This window comes from Pseudomonas sp. ANT_J28 (assembly GCF_008370005.1).
In the GTDB taxonomy this organism is placed as follows: Bacteria; Pseudomonadota; Gammaproteobacteria; order Pseudomonadales; family Pseudomonadaceae; genus Aquipseudomonas; species Aquipseudomonas frigoris.
In genome coordinates, this window is sequence record NZ_VOBM01000010.1 from 50,957 (window position 1) to 71,844 (window position 20,888).

The following is a 20,888-nucleotide window of genomic DNA, read 5'->3' on the forward strand; positions in this document are numbered from 1 at the left end:
ATTTCCATGACGGAACAAGTGTCCACAAGCAGGTGCGATTCACCGCTACTTCAGGCATTCGTCGACAATCGACTGATTCTGGTCAAGATTGCAGCCCGCATTACCGGCTGCCGGTCGCGGGCTGAAGACGTGGTGCAGGATGCGTTCTTCCGGCTGCAATCAGCGCCGCAGATCACGTCCTCGTTCAAGGCTCAGCTCAGCTACTTGTTCCAGATCGTGCGCAACCTGGCGATCGATCACTACCGCAAACAGGCGCTGGAGCAGAAGTATTCGGGCCCTGAAGAGGAAGGCCTGAACGTGGTGATTCAAGGCGCTTCGCCGGAAACCTCGCACATCAACTTCTCGACGCTGGAACACATCGCCGACGCGCTGACCGAGCTGCCCAGCCGCACCCGCTACGCCTTCGAGATGTATCGCCTGCACGGCGTGCCGCAAAAGGACATCGCCAAGGAGCTTGGCGTCTCGCCGACCCTGGTCAACTTCATGATTCGCGATGCGCTGGTGCACTGCCGCAAGGTGTCGGGCAGTCGTGTGGATACCTTTGCCCGTCGCTAAGATCTGAAATTTGCGTTGCCTCCTTCGCGAGCAAGCCCGCTCCCACATTGGATCTTTTGTGAACTCACTCTTTGTGGACACTGGAGATCAAATGTGGGAGCGGGCTTGCTCGCGAAGACTGACTCAAGGTCGGTGCAGACCTTGAGACTTACATCTCAAACCAACACACACCGATCAAAAAACCGCTCACGCCCCAGCACCATCAGCGCCGCACGCTTGTGTGGGAAGTCGAACGCTTTCTCGCAGTGGAAACCCTGGCTCTGCATATGCCCGATCATCTTCGCGTTGTCGGCGCGAGGCTCGGCAACCACTCGCTGAGTGCGTGGATCGTCGAGAAACAGGTAGTGCGTCAACGCCGATAACCAGCTCGCCACCTTATGCGGGCCTCGGTGATTTTCTTCACCCACCAGCATGTGAATACCGCGGTCGTAATCACCGGCGTCATAGAACGGCGCGATGCGATCTTCCTTGGCCCAATACGCTTCAAAGTAGGCGAACGGCTGATCATCGAAACACCCGATCAGCGTCAGGGTATGGGGATCGGCTTCAAGCTTGCTCAGGTACTCGCGATGCTGCTCGAAGCTGCCCTCCTCCTGCCAGAAACTCGCTACGCGCGGGCTGTTCTGCCAACGATTGAAACGCGCCAGGTCCAGGTCGATGTCCACCGTGCGCAGGGAGATCCGGGCACCGAGGCGCGCATCAAAACGCCGATAGACTTCACCGCGCGGTTTCACCGGCCGCAGCGGATGACGCTTGCCGCCACTGATGACCATTTGCTGCGGATAACCCGGTGTCAGTGACGCGCCCAGCCAAGGCTGAGGCAACTGCCAGAACAGCGTGCGTTCGCAACGATACTGGCCGACGATTTCGGTAGGGATCAGCAACCCGCTGAGCAATGCTTCGGTGGGGGCTTCATCGAGATGCCAGGTCAGACGCTGGCAGGCCGGGTCACGGGCAAACAGCCAATAACAGGCCGCCCAGACGGCCTGATTGTCGGTGTGGTCGAAGCGCTCTTCTACTTGCACTTGCAGCGCGGGCTCGCGAGTCAGGCGCAACTGAATCGGCGGCCGCCCTTCAAGGCTGAGACACAGGCGGCTTTCGGTTTCATCAGCTACAAGACGGCTTCCTGTCGGCAAGGCCAGGGCAGTCAGGTGATTCAGAGTGGACATGGGTCGGGCTCACGTTAATCGTCGACAGTTCAACGAGGTGACGTGAGCCAGCGCGGGAAATTTAAGAGAAGTCGGCAAATACGCGACCTGTGGCGCGATCTCAGCTACCCGGGACCGGCACCACGGCGATCTTGTAGGGATCGAAAATCTTCAGCATCTGGCCATTGTCCCGCAACCCTTGCAGCAACTTGCCGAACGCCTCACCACTGATGGGTGCGGCCGGACTGAGGATGGCGTAGTGGTGATAAACCTGATCGATACGCTGGGACACCAGCAACTGATCGGCGACTTTCTCGTTGCGCAGCAAGTAATCGCTCAGATAAGAGCGGGTCACCAGGGCAACGTCGGCACGCCCGCGCAGCACCATCAGCAGGTTACTGTCATGGGAATACGTCAGCGTTGCCTCATAGTTTTGCGCGAGGAATTTTGGATCGGCATTGAAGTTGGCGAACTCGTAGTGATAGCCGCTGAACAGCGCCAGACGCTTGCCGGCGAGGTCGGCAAAATAATTCTGCTGACGAACCGGCTGACCATCGGGCTGGCGTTGTGCGACAAAAATCTCGGCGTCTTCCAGCCCCATGTCGACAGTGGTGTGCGGGATGTCCTTCCAGCCCCAGTCCGGGTTCTCGAAAATCGCCATGTCCACCCGGCCTTGCTTGAAGTCACCAAAACGCCGGGGAATGGAAGTGGGCACCAACTCAAACTGATAGTCGTTCTGCAAGGCATTGAGCGCCTCGACCAACTGCGGCAGCAAACCGGTGTCAGCACCGGATTCCGGGCGCACGGTATAAGGAGGAAAATGTGCGGCACCGACCCGCACCAGTTGTGCGGCCTGGGATGGAACCACGCATAACACTGCAAGCGTCGCCAGCAAAAGCCGCGAAGCCGTCCGAATTGGCGAAGACATCAAAACAACCACTCCCCAAAAAAATACCTTTCAATGCATTCAAGCTAGGCGGTTTCGGCCACTTAGCCAGTTTCCTTCTGATTCAAAACAAACTTACTGCTTTTCTTCCAGCACGAGAATCAATGCCTCATCGGCCAATTGATCGAGGCTCATGCTGCCGCCGGCGCGAAACCAGGTGGTGGTCCAGGACAACGCACCGGTCAGGAAACGGCGGGTGATGAACACATCCCCGCGAATAAAACCGGCGTTCTTGGCCTCGCCCAGCACCTGTAGCCAGAGCTCTTCATAAATGTCGCGCAGCGCCAGGACTCGCGCTTGCCCGTCTTCGGACAGCGAGCGCCATTCATACACCAACACCGCCATGGCCTCGCCGCTGCCGCCCATGATCGACTGCAACTCACAACGAATCAGCGCCAGTACCCGCTCGCGCACACTGCCGGCTTCTGCCAGGGCTGCTCGCATCAACGCGGTGTTGTAGCGAATGGTTTCCTCCATCACCGCCCGCAGGATCTCGTCCTTGCTTTTGAAGTGATGAAAAATACTGCCGGACTGAATCCCCACGGCGCCGGCCAGATCGCGCACGGTAGTGCGTTCATAACCTTTGTTGCGGAACAGGTGAGCCGCCACTTGCAGCAGTTTGCCGCGGGCGCTGTCCGGGTCGGTCAATTGGCCGTTGTCGACCAATTCGCGCATCACCCTCAGGGCTTTTTGCTCGTCCACCCGTTCTCTCCTACAGTCGATCAATCAAATACGCCGCTCACCGCTAAAACAGCGGGGTTGCGCGGGCAATTTAAGCTGGCCGGCGCGACCAAGCAAGCGCTCGGGCAGAAGATAGTTAAGCCGTTTACAAACCAAGCGCTTGCTTGGTAGTCTCGATGCACTTCTGTCGGAGGTCGCTATGGAGTTGACTGTGTCTAAAACGATCCGCATCGGTTGCGCCAGCGCCTTCTGGGGTGACACCTCGACCGCTGCCGCGCAACTCGTCGAACGCGGGCGTCTGGATTATCTGGTCTTCGATTATCTGGCCGAGATTACGATGTCGATCATGGCCGGCGCGCGGATGAAAGATCCCCAGGCCGGCTACGCCAGCGACTTCATCGAAGTCCTCAGCCCGCTGTTGGGTCAACTGGCCGAACAGAAAATCCGCGTCATCAGCAACGCCGGCGGGGTCAACCCGCAAGCCTGCGCCGCCGCCCTGCAAGCGGCCTGCGACAAGGCCGGGGTAACGCTGAAAATCGCCGTGCTTCTGGGCGATGACTTGCAGCCGCAACTCAAACAGCTGAGCGGCAGCGCAATCCATGAAATGTTCAGCGGCGCGCCCTTGCCGCCGATGTGCGTCTCGACCAACGCCTACCTCGGCGCACCCGGCATCGTCGAAGCCTTGCGTCTGGGCGCCGACATTGTCATCACGGGGCGCGTGGTCGACAGCGCCGTGGTCAGTGCCGCGCTGGTGCATGAGTTCGGCTGGTCGTGGCACGACTACGACAAACTCGCCCAAGCCGCATTGGCCGGCCACATCATCGAATGTGGCGCCCAGTGCACCGGCGGCAACTTCACCGATTGGCGCGAGGTGCCCGACTACGAACACATCGGCTTCCCCATCGTCGAAGTCAGCGCCGACAGCCAGCTCATCGTCAGCAAACCCGAAGGCTCCGGCGGGCTGGTCACCCCCCTGACGGTCGGCGAGCAGATGCTGTATGAAATCGGTAACCCGCAGGCGTATCTGCTACCGGACGTGGTCTGCGATTTCACTGACGTCAAACTCGTGCAACAAGGCAAAAATGCGGTCCAGGTGCACGGCGCAAAAGGCTTGCCGCCAACCGATCAGTACAAGGTCAGCGCGACGTACCCGGACGGTTTCCGCTGTACCGCCAGTTGCCTGATCGCCGGGATCGATGCGGTCGACAAGGCGCGCCGGGTCAGCGAAGCGATCATCAACAAGACCTCAGAGATTTTCAGCCAGCGCGGTTGGCCACCCTACAGCGAAGTGAACATCGAACTGCTCGGCAGCGAGGCCACTTACGGCCCCCACGGTCAGCGTCAGGACAGCCGCGAAGTAGTAATCAAACTCGCGGTGCGCCATCCGGGTAAACAGGCGTTGATTGTGTTCTCCCGGGAGATCGCCCAGGCCGCCACCGGCATGGCGCCGGGACTGACCGGGATTGTCGGTGGACGGCCCACGGTGTATCCGCTGATCCGGCTGTTCTCGTTCCTTATCGACAAAACCGCCTGCACGCTGGAAATTGATCTCAAGGGCCAGCGCCACCCCTGCGCCCTGCCCGCCGTTGATGTACTCGACACCGCCGACCTGCCCGTGGCGTGCGCCCCACCGAAACCCTCAGACCGGGCCGATGCCAGCGTGGCCCTGGTCAAACTCGCCGTGGCGCGCTCCGGTGACAAGGGCAATCACAGCAACATCGGCGTCATGGCCCGCGAGCCGGAGTACCTGCCGTGGATTGCCGAAGCCTTGACGCCGGAAGTGATCGTCGACTGGATGAGTCATGTCCTCGATCCGATCCACGGACGTGTCGAACGTTGGTACCTGCCGGGCACCCATAGCCTTAATTTTCTGCTGGAAAACGCCCTGGGAGGCGGTGGCGTGGCCAGCCTGCGGATCGACCCGCAAGGCAAAGCCTTCGCCCAGCAACTGCTGGAAATCCAGATACCGGTGCCTCAGCGCATCGCTGACCGAGTCAACTAGAGGACTGTCGCCATGGCATACGATTCGATTTTCAAAGCCGATTTGTTTGCAGGCCAAAACATCATCGTCACCGGTGGTGGTAGCGGCATCGGCCGTTGCACCGCTCACGAACTGGCGGCCCTCGGCGCCCATGTGCTGCTGCTCGGGCGCAAGGCCGACAAGCTGAAAAACGTCGTGGCCGAGATTACCGAAGATGGCGGCAAGGCTGACTGGATGGTCTGCGATATTCGTGAGGAAGAAGCGGTCAAGCATGTGGTCAGCGAGTTGATCCGCAAGCACGGACCGATTCACGGCCTGGTCAACAATGCCGGCGGGCAGTACCCGTCGCCGCTGGCGTCGATCAATCAAAAAGGTTTCGACACGGTGTTGCGCATCAACCTGATGGGCGGGTTCCTGATGGCCCGGGAAGTGTTCAACCAATCCATGAGCACGCACGGCGGCGCCATCGTCAACATGCTCGCCGACATGTGGGGCGGCATGCCCGGCATGGGCCACTCGGGCGCGGCGCGTTCAGGCATGGACAACCTCACCAAGACCGCCGCGTTCGAATGGGGTTATGCCGGGGTGCGGGTCAACGCCGTGGCGCCGGGCTGGATCGCATCCAGTGGCATGGACACCTACGAAGGCGCGTTCAAAGCGGTGATCCCGACGTTGCGCGAGCACGTTCCACTCAAACGCATCGGCACCGAATCGGAAGTCAGCGCGGCGATCGTTTTCCTGCTCAGCCCGGCAGCGGCGTTTGTCAGTGGCAGCACCTTGCGCATCGACGGCGCCGCCAGCCTGGGCGGGCGCGCCTGGCCGATACACAAGGCGCAGATCAGCGAGTCGTATAACGGTTTCCATCGAGCCTACTTGCCGGACGTCCTCAAGGACAAGGAATAAGCCATGCCGGTGATTCAGTCGCAAGTGGACCCGTTCAGCGAACAGTTCGCCCGCAATCGCGCGGCGATGCTGGTCGGCATCGAGCACGTCCGCCAGCTCGAGCAGAACCTGCTGAACAAGGCAGCCGAGGCCAAGCCCAGGTTCGACAAACGCGGGCAACTGCTGCCCCGTGAACGCCTTAATTTGCTGCTGGATCCCGGCGCCCCGTTCCTCGAACTGGCGAGTCTGGCGGGCTACAAGCTGCACGACGACAAGGACGGCAGCTCGGCAGGCGGCGGGTTGATCGCCGGGATCGGCTACGTGTCCGGCGTGCGGGTGCTGGTGGTGGCGAACAACAGTGCGATCAAGGGCGGGACCATTTCCCCCAGCGGTTTGAAAAAATCCCTGCGCCTGCAACAGATCGCCATGGAGAACAAACTGCCGGTCATTACCCTAGCCGAAAGCGGTGGCGCCAACCTCAATTACGCGGCGGAGATTTTCGTCGAAGGCGCCCGCAGCTTTGCCAATCAGGCGCGGATGTCGGCCATGGGCCTGCCGCAAATCACCGTGGTCCATGGCTCGGCCACGGCGGGCGGTGCCTATCAGCCGGGGCTGTCGGATTACGTGGTGGTGGTGCGTGGCAAGGCCAAGCTGTTTCTGGCCGGCCCGCCGCTGCTCAAGGCTGCCACCGGCGAAGTCGCCACCGATGAAGCACTGGGCGGCGCGGAGATGCATGCGCAAATCGCCGGCACCGCTGAATACCTGGCCGAGAACGATGCCGATGGCGTGCGGCAGGTGCGCGAGATTGTCAGCCTGTTACCGTGGAATGATCAGTTGCCCTGGGTACCCGAACGTCGGTGGGAAGAACCGCTCTACCCCATCGACGAGTTGCTCGGGCTGATTCCTGACGACACGAAAAAACCTTACGACGTGCGCGAGATCATCGCGCGGATTGCCGACGGCTCGAACTTTCTCGAATTCAAGGGTGAGTTCGATCAGCAAACCGTCTGCGGCCATTTGCAGATTCAAGGTCGCGCCTGCGGGTTCATTGGCAACAATGGACCGATCACGCCCAAGGGTGCGAGCAAGGCGGCGCAGTTCATTCAGCTCTGTGACCAGAGCAAGACCCCGTTGCTGTTCTTCCACAACACCACAGGATTCATGGTCGGCACCGAGTCGGAGCAGCAAGGCGTGATCAAACACGGCGCGAAAATGATTCAAGCGGTGGCCAATGCCCGGGTGCCTAAACTGACCATCGTTGTCGGCGGCTCCTATGGCGCCGGCAACTACGCAATGTGCGGCCGCGGCCTCGACCCGCGCTTCATTTTCGCCTGGCCCAACAGCCGCACGGCGGTGATGGGCGGCGCCCAGGCCGGCAAAGTGCTGCGGATCGTCACCGAGGCCAAACAGGCCAAGGACGGCCTGGTGCCCGACCCGAAAATGCTCGACATGCTGGAACAGGTCACCGCGCAGAAACTCGACAGCCAGTCCACCTCACTTTATGGAAGCGCCAATCTGTGGGACGACGGGCTGATTGACCCGCGCGATACCCGAACCTTGCTCGGGTACTTGCTGGAGATCTGTCATGAGGCTGAAGTGCGGCCGCTGCAATCCAACAGTTTTGGCGTAGCCCGTTTCTAAGGGCGCTCAGGAGACAATAAAAATGATCTTCACCCAGGAACACGAAGCACTGCGCCGCACCGTCCGCCAATTCGTCGAGCACGAAATCAATCCGCACGTCGAGGCATGGGAAAAGGCTGGGCGCTTTCCTATCCACGAGATCTTCCGCAAGGCCGGCGACCTCGGCCTGCTGGGGATTTCCAAACCGGAAAAATTCGGGGGCATGGGGCTCGATTACAGCTATTCGATCGTCGCGGCTGAAGAGTTCGGCACCATTCATTGCGGCGGCATTCCGATGTCCATTGGCGTGCAGACCGACATGTGCACCCCGGCGCTGGCGCGTTTCGGCTCTGATGAACTACGTGAAGAGTTTCTCCGTCCAGCCATCACTGGCGAGCAAGTCGGCTGCATCGGTGTTTCCGAAGTCGGCGCCGGTTCCGACGTGGCCGGTTTGAAAACCACCGCCCGCAAGGACGGCGATGACTACGTGATCAACGGCAGCAAGATGTGGATCACCAACTCGCCGAGCGCCGATTTCATCTGCCTGCTGGCCAACACCTCGGACGACAAACCGCACATCAACAAGTCGCTGATCATGGTGCCGATGAACACGCCGGGCATCAGCCTCAGTTCGCACCTGGACAAGCTCGGCATGCGCAGCTCGGAAACCGCCCAGGTGTTTTTCGACAACGTGCGCGTGCCGCAACGCAATCGCATCGGCCATGAAGGCGCGGGGTTCATGATGCAGATGTTGCAGTTCCAGGAGGAACGCCTGTTCGGCGCGGCGAACATGATCAAGGGCCTGGAGTACTGCGTCGACAGCACCATCGAGTATTGCAAGGAGCGCAAAACCTTCGGCAATGCGCTGATCGACAATCAGGTCATCCACTTCCGCCTCGCCGAACTGCAAACCGAAATCGAATGCCTGCGGGCATTGGTCTATCAGGCCACCGAGCAGTACATCAAAGGCCAGGACGTCACCCGTCTGGCGTCGATGGCCAAACTCAAGGCCGGGCGTCTGGGCCGGGAAGTCAGCGACAGCTGCCTGCAATACTGGGGCGGCATGGGCTTCATGTGGGACAACCCGGTGGCCCGCGCTTACCGTGACGTGCGGCTGGTGTCGATCGGCGGCGGTGCCGACGAAATCATGCTGGGGATCATCTGCAAACTCATGGGCATCCTGCCGGGGAAAAAGAAATGAGCACTTTGCCCGTTTGCCAGACCTTGCTGCTCGAGCCGCATAGCGGTGTCCTGCACATCACCCTCAACCGCCCCGAAAGCCGCAACGCCATGAGCCTGTTGATGGTCGCGGAACTGCGTGCCGTGCTGTTGGCCGTGCACGATGACCGTGAGATTCGGGCCTTGGTGATCGGTGGTGCCGGCGGGCATTTTTGCGCCGGTGGCGACATCAAGGACATGGCCAACGCTCGCGCTCAAGGCCCGAGCGCCTATCGCGACTTGAATCGCGCGTTCGGTGCGCTGCTGCAAGAGGTGCAACACGCGCCGCAAGTGGTGATCACGGTGCTGCAAGGCGCGGTCCTCGGCGGTGGTTTTGGTCTGGCCTGCGTCAGCGACGTCGCCTTGGCCGATCATCAGGCGCAATTCGGTCTGCCGGAAACCAGCCTCGGCCTTCTGCCTGCGCAGATCGCGCCGTTCGTGGTGCAGCGCATCGGTCTGACTCAGACTCGCCGACTGGCGCTGACCGCTGCACGTTTCGACGGCACACAGGCACGACGCATGGGGTTGGTGCATTTTGTCGAGCATGACGCGCAAGCGTTGGCCGAGCGTCTCGATGAAATTCTGGCCCATGTGTTGTGCTGCGCGCCGGAAGCCAATGCGACGACCAAAAAACTCTTGCTCGCGAGTGCCGGACAGCCATCGAATGCGTTGCTGGATGAAGCGGCCGATTGGTTCAGCGAGGCGGTGACCGGGGCTGAGGGTATTGAGGGGACCATGGCCTTCGTGCAGAAACGCAAACCCGGGTGGGCGCCTTAAAAGCTTTGTCGGAACGCCGCCCGGAGCAAGCCCGCTCCCACATTTGAAATGCATTCCCCTGTGGGAGCGGGCTTGCTCGCGAAGAGGGCATCCCATCCACCGCAAAACAAAAGGGAAACCCCCATGCCCGGATTCAGCAAAATCCTGATCGCCAACCGCGGTGAAATCGCCTGCCGCATCCAGCGCACCGCCCAGGCCCTGGGCTATCGCACGGTCGCGGTGTTCAGCGATGCCGACGCCGATGCGCTGCATGTGCAGATGGCCGACGAAGCCGTTAACGTCGGCCCGGCCCCGGTGCAGCAGTCCTATCTGAATATCCCGGCAATCCTCGACGCCGCCCGACGCACGGGCGCTGACGCGATCCATCCGGGCTACGGCTTCCTCTCGGAAAACGCCGGCTTCGCCCGCGCCTGCCTGGATGCCGGCATCACGTTCATCGGTCCCAGCCCCGAAGCCATCGAACTGATGGGCAGCAAACGCCTGTCGAAACTCGCCATGCTCGATGCCGGTGTGCCGTGCATAAAGGGTTATCAGGGCGAAGAACAGGACGACGCGACCCTGAGCCGCGAAGCCGCACGCATCGGCTATCCGCTGATGATCAAGGCCAGTGCCGGCGGTGGCGGGCGGGGCATGCGCCTGGTGCACGAGGCCAGTGATTTGCTGGAGCAACTGCGCACCGCCCGCTCCGAAGCGCTGCATGGGTTTGGCAGCGACGAACTGATTCTCGAGCAAGCGCTGATTGACCCGCGTCACGTCGAAGTTCAACTGTTCGGCGACCAGCACGGCAACCTGATCTACCTTGGCGAGCGCGACTGTTCGATCCAGCGTCGCCACCAGAAAGTCATCGAAGAAGCGCCCTGCCCGGTAATCACCGCCGAGTTGCGTCAGGCCATGGGTGAAGCGGCGCTAAAGGCGGGTCGCGCAGTGAATTACGTCGGCGCTGGCACTGTCGAGTTCCTGCTGGATGCGCGTGGGCAGTTTTATTTTCTGGAGATGAACACCCGACTCCAGGTGGAGCACCCGGTGACCGAATTGATCACCGGCCTCGATCTGGTGGCCTGGCAGTTGCACGTCGCCGAAGGACTGCCGCTGCCCTTGCGACAGGAGCAGGTTCAGCTCAGCGGCCATGCCATGGAAGTCCGTATGTACGCCGAAGATCCGGCACACGGTTTTCTCCCACAAACCGGCCGTATCACCGCGTGGGAGCCTGCGTTGCAGCGCGGCGTGCGGATCGATCATGGCTTGATCGAAGGCCAGACAGTCAGCCCGTTTTATGACCCGATGCTGGGCAAGATCATCGCCCACGGTGCCACCCGCGAAGAAGCCCGGCGTAAGTTGCTGCGGGCGGTGCAGGACAGCGTGCTGCTCGGCGTGCAAAGCAATCAGCGCTTGCTCGCCAGCCTGCTCGAACACCCGCAATTTATGAGTGGCGAGTTCAGTACCGGGTTCATCCAGTGTCACTTTGCCGAGCATCCCTGCCTGCATGCGCATGTGCCGAGCGCCGAAGAACTGGCCATCGCTACTGCGTTGTTCTATCAGGCCTCGGCGCAGGCTCATCACGCGCCACTGACCGGTTGGCGCAATAACGCCAGCGTGCCGTTGCACTATCGAATCGGTCTTGAGGATCAGGATTGGTCAGTGCAATTGAACGCGGTGCCGGATGAACCGTATCGGATTCAAGTGGCCACAACGCCCTTTGAATTGAAGGTCATCCAGTGCGACGGACGCTGGGCCAGCCTGGAAATCAACGGCATCCGGCGACGCCATGCTTACCGTCTCGAGGCAGGACAACTCTGGCTGTTCACCCGTCCCGGCAGCCTGCGGCTGGTGGACCGGACGCAGGCCTTGGTCAGCAGCCAGGCCAGCGTCAGCACCGGCACCCTCAAGGCTCCGATGGACGGGGCAATCGTCGACGTACTGGTGACTGAGGGCAGCTCGGTCAGTAAAGGCCAGCTGTTGATCGTGCTGGAGGCCATGAAAATGGAGCATCCGCTCAAGTCTGGTATCGACGGCGTGCTCAAACGCTTGCAGGTCAGGGTCGGTGACCAGGTGAAAAATCGTCAGATTTTGTTGGAGGTCGAATAAGCCGCTAGGCGGATCCGCCGGGTTTGGCTACGCTCAAGCCCTATCAGGACGCGGATACCAGGAACCCTGCGATGCCTCACTGGCTGGTCATTGATCTCGAAGCCACCACCGATGAGGGTGGTTGGCCAGTAACAGAAATGGAAATCATCGAAATCGGCGCCACGCTGGTGGACCGCAAGGGGCGCGAACTGGATGCTTTCCAGCGTTTCGTCCGGCCGCTGCGTCGGCCCTTGCTGACACCGTTTTGCCGGCAACTGACCCGCATCACCCAGGCCAACATCGACGCCGCGCAGCCTCTGAGTGAGGTCTGGGCGTCTTTCGAGCACTGGCTCGGCCAGCATCACTCGCGCCTCGAAGGCTGGGTCAGTTGGGGCGATTACGATCGCAAACAGTTGGTTCAGGAGTGGGAGCGCCTGCAACTCGACAGCGCCCTGAGCCGGGTGCCGCACATGAACCTCAAACAGCGCTTTGCCAAGGCTCGCCGGCTGGAACGCCCGCTGGGGCTCAACGGCGCGCTGCAACTGGCAGGCATGCAGTTCAGCGGCCAACAACATCGGGCGCTGGAAGATGCGCGTAATACCGCACGATTATTGCCACTGGTTCTTCCGTCTTAGAGAGGTGACGCCGGCATAGGCCTTGTGCATACTGGCCAGCCCTTTTCAGCCCTTTTCGAGGAATCGCCCATGTTTAAAGTCAACGAGTACTTCGACGGCACCGTCAAGTCGATCGCCTTTGGCACCGCTGAAGGTCCTGCGACCATCGGCGTCATGGCAGCGGGCGAATACGAATTCGGCACCAGCCAGCGTGAAATCATGCACGTGGTGTCCGGCGCCCTGACCGTCAAACTGCCGGACAGCAGCGACTGGGAAACCTTCGCCGCCGGCAGCCAGTTCAACGTGCCCGCCAACAGCAAGTTCCAGCTGAAAGTGGCCGTCGACACCGCTTACCTGTGCGAATACCGCGGCTAAACCCCTGGGTTTTCACAGCGAAAAAAAATGCCCGTGTCCTTGGACACGGGCATTTTTTGTTGAACGGCAGTCATTCAGATTGTCTTATTCCAGAACCGTCACCGGCATACCGACTTCAAGTTGGCCATTGCTGTCGTTGACCAGGTTCTGTCCGAACATCGCACCATCGGCCTCGGCACGGTATTTCTGCAACGTCGCCAGTGGTTCGCGATCTTCGCTACGCTCGCCGGTTTGCGGGTCGATGGTGGTCAGAATGCAACGTGAACACGACTTGACCACGCGGAACTCGACATCGCCGATGCGGATGCGCTTCCAGCCATCTTCGGCATACGCCTCGCTGCCCTCGATCACCAGGTTGGGCCGAAAGCGCAGCATTTCCAGCGGGCGGCCGACCTTTTGCGACAAATCCTCCAACGAGGCCTGTCCGATCAGCAACAGCGGAAAGCCATCGGCGAAGGCCACCTGATCATCGTCCTTGCCGTAGCCGGCCTGGGTGGTGCGTGCACGATCAAGGGGCACTTGGACAAGGCGAGTCGGTTTACCAATGAATTCGCTGACCCAGGCACCCGCCTCGTCACCGGCATCCGGCACACGCAACGTATCGCGCCAAATGGTCACGCCACGCAGTTCCGCGTCACTGGCGGGCAAGGCGATATCGATCGGTGAGCGGCCCGGCGCACTGAGGGTCACGCCACCGTCGGCATTCCACAACGCCGACAGCTGACTCATCTGCGCCACTGCACGTTGAGTCAGAAAGCGCCCGCTGGCCTCGTCCACCAGCATCCAGCGTCGATCACCGTCCAGGCCCAGCTTGTCGAGGCTGACCTGCTGCAGGATCTCACCCTTGCCGGATTTCAACGGATAACGATACAGCGCGCTCAGACGCAACATGGCCAGCTCCTTGGTGGGCAAAAAACGCCACCCTATACGAGCTTGATCGCCGAATCAAAGGCTGACGTCAAGTCAGCCTTTGCGGGTGGTGTCAGGCAGGTACTTCATCAAGCATCAGACGCTGGCGCACCACATCGACGAGTTTGTCCGGCTGGAATTTGGAGAGGAAGTTGTCGCAGCCAACCTTTTTCACCATCGAGTCGTTGAAGCTGCCGGACAACGAGGTATGCAGAACCACATAAAGGCCACGCAGACGCGGGTCGTTGCGGATTTCCGTGGTCAGGCGATAGCCGTCCATTTCCGGCATTTCCGCGTCTGTGAAGACCATCAGCAGTTTGTCGGTCATGTTCACACCGGTATCGGCCCAGGCCTTGAGCATGTTCAGTGCCTTCAAGCCATCGCTGGCAATGTGCATCTTCACGCCCAACTGACCCAGGGTGTCACGCAATTGCGACAGCGCCACGTTCGAGTCGTCCACCAGCAGCACTTCACGGCCACGGGCACGTTCCAGAACCGGATCGTCGAGTTTGTCGCGCGAGACCTTGGCGTTGTACGGGACGATTTCCGCGAGGACTTTTTCGACGTCGATGATTTCCACCAACTGGTCGTCGACCTTGCTGATGGCCGTCAGGTAATGCTGACGACCGGCGCTGGCCGGCGGCGGCAGAATGGCTTCCCAGTTCATGTTGACGATACGGTCCACGCCACCGACCAGGAACGCCTGCACCGAACGGTTGTACTCGGTGACGATGATTGTACTGGTCGGGCTTGGCACCAGCGGACGCATACCAATGGCCTGGGACAGGTCGATCACCGGCAGGGTCTGGCCACGCAAATTAACCACACCGCAGACATACGGATGACGCTGGGGCATCAGGGTCAGCTTCGGCAGTTGCAGCACTTCCTGCACTTTGAACACGTTGATCGCGAACAATTGCCGTCCGGCCAGCCGGAACATGAGAATTTCCAGGCGATTCTCACCCACCAGTTGCGTGCGTTGGTCTACCGTGTCGAGAATGCCGGCCATCAATGACTCCTGGGCTTGTTCTGATGAATTCACTAAAGGGGGTTATCGGCTGTTTTTGCCGGATCTTGACCCCCTGTAAAATGCCACGATCAAACATTGATGTCACATTAACATCATGCTTTACTAGCCAAGTGACTTCATCTGCCTCATTGCCTGCCGCGAGACCTCGTTTCGTTCGGTTGGTTCCCCCGTGTAAGGGATTCCCCTAGTAGCAATCAGGTCCAACCTGATATTCGCAATATCCAATAGCCATTAATGTGACGCCATTCTCATTGCATGAACGGAGTCAGGCTTTTGTGTGCGATCGCAGGTAAGTGGCCATCCACCCTATCGAGTTCCCCAGCCTGCAGCCAGACTGGCCGGCGCGCGATCTCACGACGGCATGGCAATGCCGGGACTCTGATCGTCCTCGTCGACACACACGACATTCCCTCATTTGACATGACGTTGTGGAGATAAGCATGCCGAACGATCGTAAAGAGTGGACTCAACGGCTCCCGGAATTTCTCGTTGAAGCTGAAACACTCCTGGTTAAAACCGAGGAATGCCTGAGTCATTTGCAACTGATCAGCAATGACAAGGACGCCATCGACTGCATGCTTAGCACCCTGCTCAAACTGGCCAACAAGGCTGATGCGCTGGCTCTGGCAGCCGTTTCGGAGTTTTCGTTGCACATTCATGGCTTGCTGAGCCACGCCCAGAACCACATGGTTTTGCACGACCAGGCCTTGGGTGCACTGAAAGACTGCCTGACGCTGATCGCCTGGCAACTCGAGCTTATCGATCAGAAGACCGGCCAACTCAGCCTTGATGACAGTGAACAGACCTCCCTGATCGAGGCCTTCGCCTTTCAGGTCGGACACGGTCAGCTTCAGCCCCCCCGCTAATTCCAAACCGTTCACACTCGTTTCCTATTCGGGACGGCAAGCCTGAACTTATCGGAGCACTATGCGGCGCTCCGAATTTTTATTGCCATGACCGCCTCTCTGAATTTAACGGGGTCATGTCGCAATTCAATATTTCATACCTGCTAACGACAACTCAAAAAGCAATAAACCATTCCTGCACCCAACTTTTTCCATTATGGAACTGCCGTCCATAACCTCTTGTTTCCTGACGCTGCAGACATATATACCAAACGCGACCAACGGTATCTTAAGTGGTATTATGCCGCCCATTAGTTGACGTCAAATAATGGCAGAGTGACTCCAGACAGAGACCCGTCATCCACGATGACCGGTCTTCCCGCAGCGAACATCCATTGGCTCCATCCGCTATGTACGCCAGCCTCAAGTCAATCCGCCTAAGGCCACCCTCCCCAAAAAACGCGCGCTTGGTCACGCTTGTGTTGTGTACCTGCTCGGCGCTTGGCAGCCTGCTGATTTATAGCCTGTCCACTCGCCTGCCGCTGAGTCTGCTGGTACTCAATATCGCCGCATTGGCCTGCGTCTGGGTGCAGTTTTGTCTTTCGCGCAAGTCGATAAAGTTTCAACCCCAGGAGTTGGCTGACCGACTGTTGGAGGTTCAGGAAAACGAACGTCACCGGCTCAGTCGGGAACTGCATGATGACATCGGCCAATTGCTGACCGCGGCAAAACTTCAAAGCGACTGGCTCAAGCGCCGAATGCCCGAAGCACTACAGGGACAGTGTTCGGTGCTCTGTGACACGCTGGAAGAAACCCTGACCAAAGTGCGAGACGTATCGGCCGTTCTCAATCCGAGGCAACTGACCAGTCTCGGGCTGGAAGCCAGTCTGCGGGCGCATTTACTCAAGACGCTGGCCAACACGCCGGTGCACTGGAGCCTGGAATGCCATCAGCGTTTGGCCGGTATACCGGAGGAAATGACGCTGGCTGCCTTTCGAATCACCCAGGAAGCGGTGACCAATATATTGCGCCATGCCGAAGCGAAAAATCTGTTGGTCCGCCTGCAACGTCTGCCTCAGGGCCTGACACTGTTGATCAGTGACGATGGCCTGGGATTCGCGCCAGCGACCGATCCAGGTCGAGAGGGGCAACGTGGAATGGCAGGGATGTCGGAACGGATCAATCAGCTGGGAGGCACTCTGAACGTGACCAGCGAGCCGGGCAAAGGCACTCAAATCGAAGCACTCTTCCCCTGGGCGCCCCGCGCGCTCGAACGGGCCAGTACGAATAAGGTTATGCCTTGACTTGTAACTTACTTCTGGTGGATGACCACTCGCTTATCAGGGCAGGCGTGCGCGCTCTGGTGCTGGATATTCCCGGCTACGCGGTAATCGGCGAGGCCAATGACGGCTCGCAGTTGCTCGAGATGGTCGAACAGCTGTCCCCCGACATCATCCTGCTGGATATTTCCATGAAGGAAACCAGTGGCCTTGACGCATTGCAGCGACTCAAGCGAGTACGCCCGCAGAGCAAGGTGCTGATCCTGTCGATGCACACCGATCCTGCACTCATCATGCAGGCACTGGAATCCGGTGCACATGGCTACCTGCTCAAGGACACCACGGCTACCGAGCTCGAACATGCCCTGGATGCCTTGCGTAACAACGAACGCTACCTGAGCCCGGCCATCGCCCACACCGTCATCAACCAGGCGCTGACCCGATCTCAGAAAAACCAGCCGGAACCTGCAGACTCGCACAACCTGACGGCGCGTCAGCTGGAAATCCTTAGGCTGATCGTTCGCGGAAAATCTACCCGGGAAATCGCCAATGGCCTGGGCCTTAGCATCAAGACCGTTGAAACCCACCGCTCGCAGATCATGAAGCGCTTGCAGATCTACGATGTGGCGGGTCTGGTGCTGTTCGCCGTTCGCGAGCAGATCATCAGCCTGGATGATTGATCGATTGCGATGACCCCAGCAGCGGCGAGTGTTTAGGCAAATGCACGCGCAGTGCCGCTGGACGTGCCGAGAAACGCAAGTTGTCGCCTTCCAGCGGTTCGCCATCGAGGTTGATGTAGAGGCCTTCCGAGACCTTGATTTCGACCCATGGCAGCCGGACTCGCACAAACATGTTGTCGATGCCGAAGCCATCGGCCAGCAGGGTTTTCAAGATGCCGACGACTTCCTGCGGCGCAGGCAGAATACTGATGTCCAGCAGACCGTCGTCAGCCAGCGCGTCTGGACACAACACATGTCCACCGCCGGCCTGCCGGCCATTGCCGATGCCCAATGCCAACAGCTCGCCACTCCACTGAAAATCAGGCCCCTGCAACTCGCCATAGGCTGCGTGCAACTCACTGAAGCGCGATAAACCGGTGAACAGGTAAGCCGCGCCCCCGAGGATTTTTTTCAAGTCCTCCGAGGTGTTTGCAGTGACCTGACTGCCAAAACCGCCCGTGGCCATATTAAGAAACACTTGGCCGCCGACCTCCCCCAGATCAATGGCGCTCGGTGCAATGTCGAGAAGTTCCAGCGCCTGCGCGGGTTCCAGAGGCACGCCGGCGGCACGCGCAAAATCATTGGCGGTCCCCAAGGGCATCAGTACCAGACTGGCCTGCGTCGAATGCGCCGCCAAGGCTTCGGCAATATCACGCAAGGTGCCGTCACCGCCACCTGCGATGATCTGCGTGTAGCCTGCCGCCAGCGCTTCATCTACCAGACGCTGTGCGTCGCCCGCTTCCCAAGTCACTCGAACGGCCAGCTCCCAACCCTGTTTGCGCTTGTCCACAACGGCAGAGCGAACCGCCTCGTTGAGCGCTTGCTTGCCATGCAGAATCAACAGCGCCTTGCGTTCGTTCATTAGTTGTCACTCCCATGATTGAGTTCCGTATGGGAGATGTTGACCTCGTCTTACCGCATAAAAGTCGCAAAAATTTGAATTATTTGAAGTCGAGACCTATGGCGTCCTACAAGGCGGGATTTTTTCTTACAAGACGTGAGGAATCGGCTCAATTGACCAACCAATGCGATTGGTACACCTTGGCGCCTGCAGTTATCAAATATCAGCAGGAACTACACAGGGACGTGCCATGCAAAGCCAAGAGATCAGGTCACCGGTCATTCCGGTTGCACCGTTCGCAGAAAAACGCGCCGATCATCAAGCTGAATTCAAAAACAGCGCAAAGTCCATTGGAGAAGCTGCTATGGAATCTCGCGTCGTTGAATTGGAGACGCACCTCAAATACATCCGACGAGACATGGATGAAGTCCGTAGTGACGTCAAATCCATAAAACACAGGCTTGCCTATTCGGCTATTGGAACAGCCGTCGCCATCGGGGTCTTGGCCTGGATCGCCAATAGCCGTTTCGACCAGGTCGTGACACTCCTGGCTCACCCAGGGTAAGCCATGAACGCAAAACCCGGTTCGATCAACCGGGTTTGCGCAGTAAGCCAGCGGCAGGAGTCAGCTCAGGACTTCGCTCAGCGGGATGAAGCCCACGTAGTCACCTTCGATCAGCGTGCGATCCTCCAGCACCTCAACCAGACCATCAGCCCAGGCAGCGCTACGCAGTACACCAGAACTCTGATTCCTGTAGATAGTTGCCCGGCCATTCTCCAGACGTCCGCGCAAGTACTCGCGTCGATTGCCTGCTTTTGGCCATGCAAACCCCGCAGGCACCTGAAACTTCAGGGGCTCAACCTCTTTTACACCCTGTCGGCGCAAGAGATAGGGCCTTGCCAACAAAGCAAAGGTCACCAGCGTTGAAGCCGGATTGCCAGGCAAACCAATCACAGGCACGCCGCGAAAATGCCCGAATGTCAGCGGTTTGCCGGGTTTGATGGCGAGTTTCCACAACGTCAACTCGCCCTCTTCACGCAAGGCAATGCCTAGAAAGTCAGCCTCTCCCACCGAGACACCACCGGTGGAAAGGATCAGATCGACATCTTTCAATTCACCCAGTTGAGTGCGGGTGGTCGCTAAATCATCCGGAAGAATTCCGGCATCGATCACCTCACAGCCCAGGGGCAGCAACCAACTGCACAGCAACACTCGATTGCTGTTGTAGATCTGTCCCGGCCCCAGCGCTTGACCCGGTTCAATCAGTTCATCCCCGGTGGACAGAACAGCAACGCGAACCTTGCGAATCACGTCCAGCTCTGCGCATCCCAGCGATGCAGCCAACCCCTGTTCGATCGGCCCGAGGCGCGTGCCGGCTGGCAGAATCAATTCACCAACAGTAGCTTCCTGGCCTTGAGGACGAATGTTTTGTCCTGGAGCCATGGTTTCGGTGAAACGTACTCGCTCATCCGCCTGAACCTCGGTGTTTTCCTGCATCTCGACGCAATCTGCACCAGCGGGCACTGGCGCACCGGTGAAGATTCGTGCACAGGTGCCAGGCTTCAAGGGTTCCGGGGCCTGACCTGCAAAAATCTTCTGGCTGACCACCAGTGGCTCTCCAGTCCAGTCGGCCACGCGCAAGGCATAGCCGTCCATGGCACTGTTGGGCCAAGGTGGCAGATCCAGCGTCGAGATCAGGTCATCGGCCAGCACCCGGCCCTGAACCTGCGCCAACGGCAAGCGTTCACGCTCACGGATCGGTGAGGCTTCGGCCATTGCCAGCAAGCGTGCCAGTGCCACCTCGACAGCCATCAGACTGCCAGTCTTGCCTGGCTTACCCGCGGGATTCACAGGGTGCCGCCTGTTTGAGATGAGCGACGAAGTTACACGGGCGGTGCCGCGAATCCAGCTGCTCGGCAAGAATGCCATCCCAACCGGTGCGCACGGCATTGGTCGAACCCGGTAAACAGCAGACCAGCGTGCTATTGGACAAGCCTGCCAGGGCACGGGACTGAACAGTAGAGGTGCCAATATCTGCCACCGATATCTGCCTGAACAGCTCACCAAAACCGTCGACCTGCTTATCCAGCAGGCAACTCACCGCTTCCGGAGTGCTGTCGCGTCCCGTGAAACCGGTACCGCCAGTGATCAGCACCACCTGCACGACATCGTCGGCAATCCAGTTGGCGACTTGCGCGCGAATTTTGTAGAGATCATCTTTGAGTAGAACCCGGGCCGCCAGGTTATGACCGGCAGCGCTCAAACGGTCGACGAAGACCTGGCCTGAGGTATCGGTTTCCAGGGTACGGGTATCGCTGACCGTCAGCACCGCGATGTTGAGCGGTGCGAAAGGTACATCAGCCTTGGCTTTCATAGGCTCATCCAGTTGTAGGAGAAACAGC

The 20,888-nt window shown here is 59.4% G+C and carries 20 protein-coding genes and 1 pseudogene; 13 read left to right on the forward strand and 8 right to left on the reverse strand.

The annotated features are described in order from the left end of the window. The first annotated feature begins 6 nt into the window (after positions 1-6). On the forward strand, positions 7-555 hold the full coding sequence (locus FQ187_RS09240) for an RNA polymerase factor sigma-70 (protein ID WP_008145913.1): 549 nt from the start codon (positions 7-9) through the stop codon (positions 553-555). A 155-nt stretch (positions 556-710) separates the two neighbouring features. Here FQ187_RS09240 and FQ187_RS09245 read toward each other — a convergent pair whose 3' ends face one another. From FQ187_RS09245 to FQ187_RS09255, 3 genes are all read right to left on the reverse strand, one after another. Further along, positions 711-1,724, reverse strand: a complete 1,014-nt coding sequence (locus FQ187_RS09245; protein WP_149629224.1) for a GNAT family N-acetyltransferase — start codon at positions 1,722-1,724, stop codon at positions 711-713. 100 nt (positions 1,725-1,824) lie between these two features. Beyond that, positions 1,825-2,631: an ABC transporter substrate-binding protein gene (locus FQ187_RS09250; RefSeq protein ID WP_149629225.1), complete on the reverse strand. Its 807-nt coding sequence runs from the start codon at positions 2,629-2,631 to the stop codon at positions 1,825-1,827. Positions 2,632-2,724: 93 nt separating this feature from the next. Continuing rightward, complete coding sequence (locus tag FQ187_RS09255; RefSeq protein WP_149629226.1) at positions 2,725-3,351, reverse strand: TetR/AcrR family transcriptional regulator; 627 nt, start codon at positions 3,349-3,351, stop codon at positions 2,725-2,727. A gap of 190 nt (positions 3,352-3,541) precedes the next feature. Here FQ187_RS09255 and FQ187_RS09260 point away from each other — a divergent pair, with 190 nt between their 5' ends. The 8 genes from FQ187_RS09260 (at position 3,542) to FQ187_RS09295 (ending at position 12,861) form a co-directional block, all read left to right on the forward strand. Further along, a complete protein-coding gene (locus tag FQ187_RS09260) occupies positions 3,542-5,332 on the forward strand; it encodes an acyclic terpene utilization AtuA family protein (RefSeq protein ID WP_178122693.1) in 1,791 nt (596 codons plus the stop codon). Between the two features lie 12 nt (positions 5,333-5,344). After that, the gene (locus FQ187_RS09265; RefSeq protein WP_149629228.1) at positions 5,345-6,214 is read left to right on the forward strand and encodes an SDR family oxidoreductase; all 870 of its coding nucleotides are present in this window, start codon (positions 5,345-5,347) and stop codon (positions 6,212-6,214) included. A gap of 3 nt (positions 6,215-6,217) precedes the next feature. Continuing rightward, the gene (gene atuC, locus FQ187_RS09270; RefSeq protein WP_149629229.1) at positions 6,218-7,834 is read left to right on the forward strand and encodes a geranyl-CoA carboxylase subunit beta; all 1,617 of its coding nucleotides are present in this window, start codon (positions 6,218-6,220) and stop codon (positions 7,832-7,834) included. A 22-nt stretch (positions 7,835-7,856) separates the two neighbouring features. Continuing rightward, positions 7,857-9,014, forward strand: coding sequence for a citronellyl-CoA dehydrogenase (atuD, locus tag FQ187_RS09275; RefSeq protein WP_129437289.1), 1,158 nt, complete (start codon positions 7,857-7,859; stop codon positions 9,012-9,014). After that, on the forward strand, positions 9,011-9,808 hold the full coding sequence (locus tag FQ187_RS09280) for an enoyl-CoA hydratase/isomerase family protein (RefSeq protein WP_149629230.1): 798 nt from the start codon (positions 9,011-9,013) through the stop codon (positions 9,806-9,808). Before atuD ends, FQ187_RS09280 begins: the two co-directional genes overlap by 4 nt. A gap of 123 nt (positions 9,809-9,931) precedes the next feature. Further along, positions 9,932-11,893, forward strand: a complete 1,962-nt coding sequence (locus FQ187_RS09285) for an acetyl/propionyl/methylcrotonyl-CoA carboxylase subunit alpha (protein WP_149629231.1) — start codon at positions 9,932-9,934, stop codon at positions 11,891-11,893. 71 nt (positions 11,894-11,964) lie between these two features. Then, complete coding sequence (locus tag FQ187_RS09290) at positions 11,965-12,507, forward strand: exonuclease domain-containing protein (protein ID WP_149629232.1); 543 nt, start codon at positions 11,965-11,967, stop codon at positions 12,505-12,507. Positions 12,508-12,576: 69 nt separating this feature from the next. Beyond that, positions 12,577-12,861 carry a pyrimidine/purine nucleoside phosphorylase gene (locus FQ187_RS09295; RefSeq protein WP_011335266.1) on the forward strand — a complete coding sequence of 95 codons (285 nt, stop codon included), beginning with the start codon at positions 12,577-12,579 and terminating at the stop codon, positions 12,859-12,861. Positions 12,862-12,945: 84 nt separating this feature from the next. Here FQ187_RS09295 and FQ187_RS09300 read toward each other — a convergent pair whose 3' ends face one another. Both FQ187_RS09300 and FQ187_RS09305 read right to left on the reverse strand, forming a co-directional pair. Continuing rightward, the gene (locus FQ187_RS09300; protein WP_149629233.1) at positions 12,946-13,752 is read right to left on the reverse strand and encodes an MOSC domain-containing protein; all 807 of its coding nucleotides are present in this window, start codon (positions 13,750-13,752) and stop codon (positions 12,946-12,948) included. Between the two features lie 91 nt (positions 13,753-13,843). Then, the gene (locus tag FQ187_RS09305) at positions 13,844-14,779 is read right to left on the reverse strand and encodes a chemotaxis protein CheV (protein WP_149629234.1); all 936 of its coding nucleotides are present in this window, start codon (positions 14,777-14,779) and stop codon (positions 13,844-13,846) included. Positions 14,780-15,240: 461 nt separating this feature from the next. Between FQ187_RS09305 and FQ187_RS09310 the strand changes: the two are divergent. The 3 genes and pseudogenes from FQ187_RS09310 (at position 15,241) to FQ187_RS09320 (ending at position 17,605) form a co-directional block, all read left to right on the forward strand. Further along, positions 15,241-15,712: pseudogene (locus tag FQ187_RS09310) on the forward strand (hypothetical protein). Between the two features lie 343 nt (positions 15,713-16,055). Further along, entirely contained in the window at positions 16,056-16,949 is an 894-nt protein-coding gene (locus FQ187_RS09315; protein WP_149629311.1) for a sensor histidine kinase, read from the forward strand. Continuing rightward, positions 16,946-17,605 carry a response regulator transcription factor gene (locus FQ187_RS09320; protein WP_149629235.1) on the forward strand — a complete coding sequence of 220 codons (660 nt, stop codon included), beginning with the start codon at positions 16,946-16,948 and terminating at the stop codon, positions 17,603-17,605. Before FQ187_RS09315 ends, FQ187_RS09320 begins: the two co-directional genes overlap by 4 nt. On the opposite strand, the gene yegS is transcribed toward FQ187_RS09320, so the two are convergent. Beyond that, the gene (gene yegS / locus FQ187_RS09325) at positions 17,589-18,506 is read right to left on the reverse strand and encodes a lipid kinase YegS (RefSeq protein ID WP_149629236.1); all 918 of its coding nucleotides are present in this window, start codon (positions 18,504-18,506) and stop codon (positions 17,589-17,591) included. The genes FQ187_RS09320 and yegS overlap by 17 nt on opposite strands. 229 nt (positions 18,507-18,735) lie before the next feature. Here yegS and FQ187_RS09330 point away from each other — a divergent pair, with 229 nt between their 5' ends. After that, positions 18,736-19,050: a hypothetical protein gene (locus tag FQ187_RS09330; RefSeq protein WP_149629237.1), complete on the forward strand. Its 315-nt coding sequence runs from the start codon at positions 18,736-18,738 to the stop codon at positions 19,048-19,050. Positions 19,051-19,110: 60 nt separating this feature from the next. Here FQ187_RS09330 and glp read toward each other — a convergent pair whose 3' ends face one another. Next, positions 19,111-20,337 carry a gephyrin-like molybdotransferase Glp gene (glp, locus tag FQ187_RS09335; RefSeq protein WP_149629238.1) on the reverse strand — a complete coding sequence of 409 codons (1,227 nt, stop codon included), beginning with the start codon at positions 20,335-20,337 and terminating at the stop codon, positions 19,111-19,113. Next, on the reverse strand, positions 20,321-20,860 hold the full coding sequence (moaB, locus tag FQ187_RS09340; RefSeq protein ID WP_149629239.1) for a molybdenum cofactor biosynthesis protein B: 540 nt from the start codon (positions 20,858-20,860) through the stop codon (positions 20,321-20,323). Before moaB ends, glp begins: the two co-directional genes overlap by 17 nt. Between the last annotated feature and the right edge of the window lie 28 nt (positions 20,861-20,888).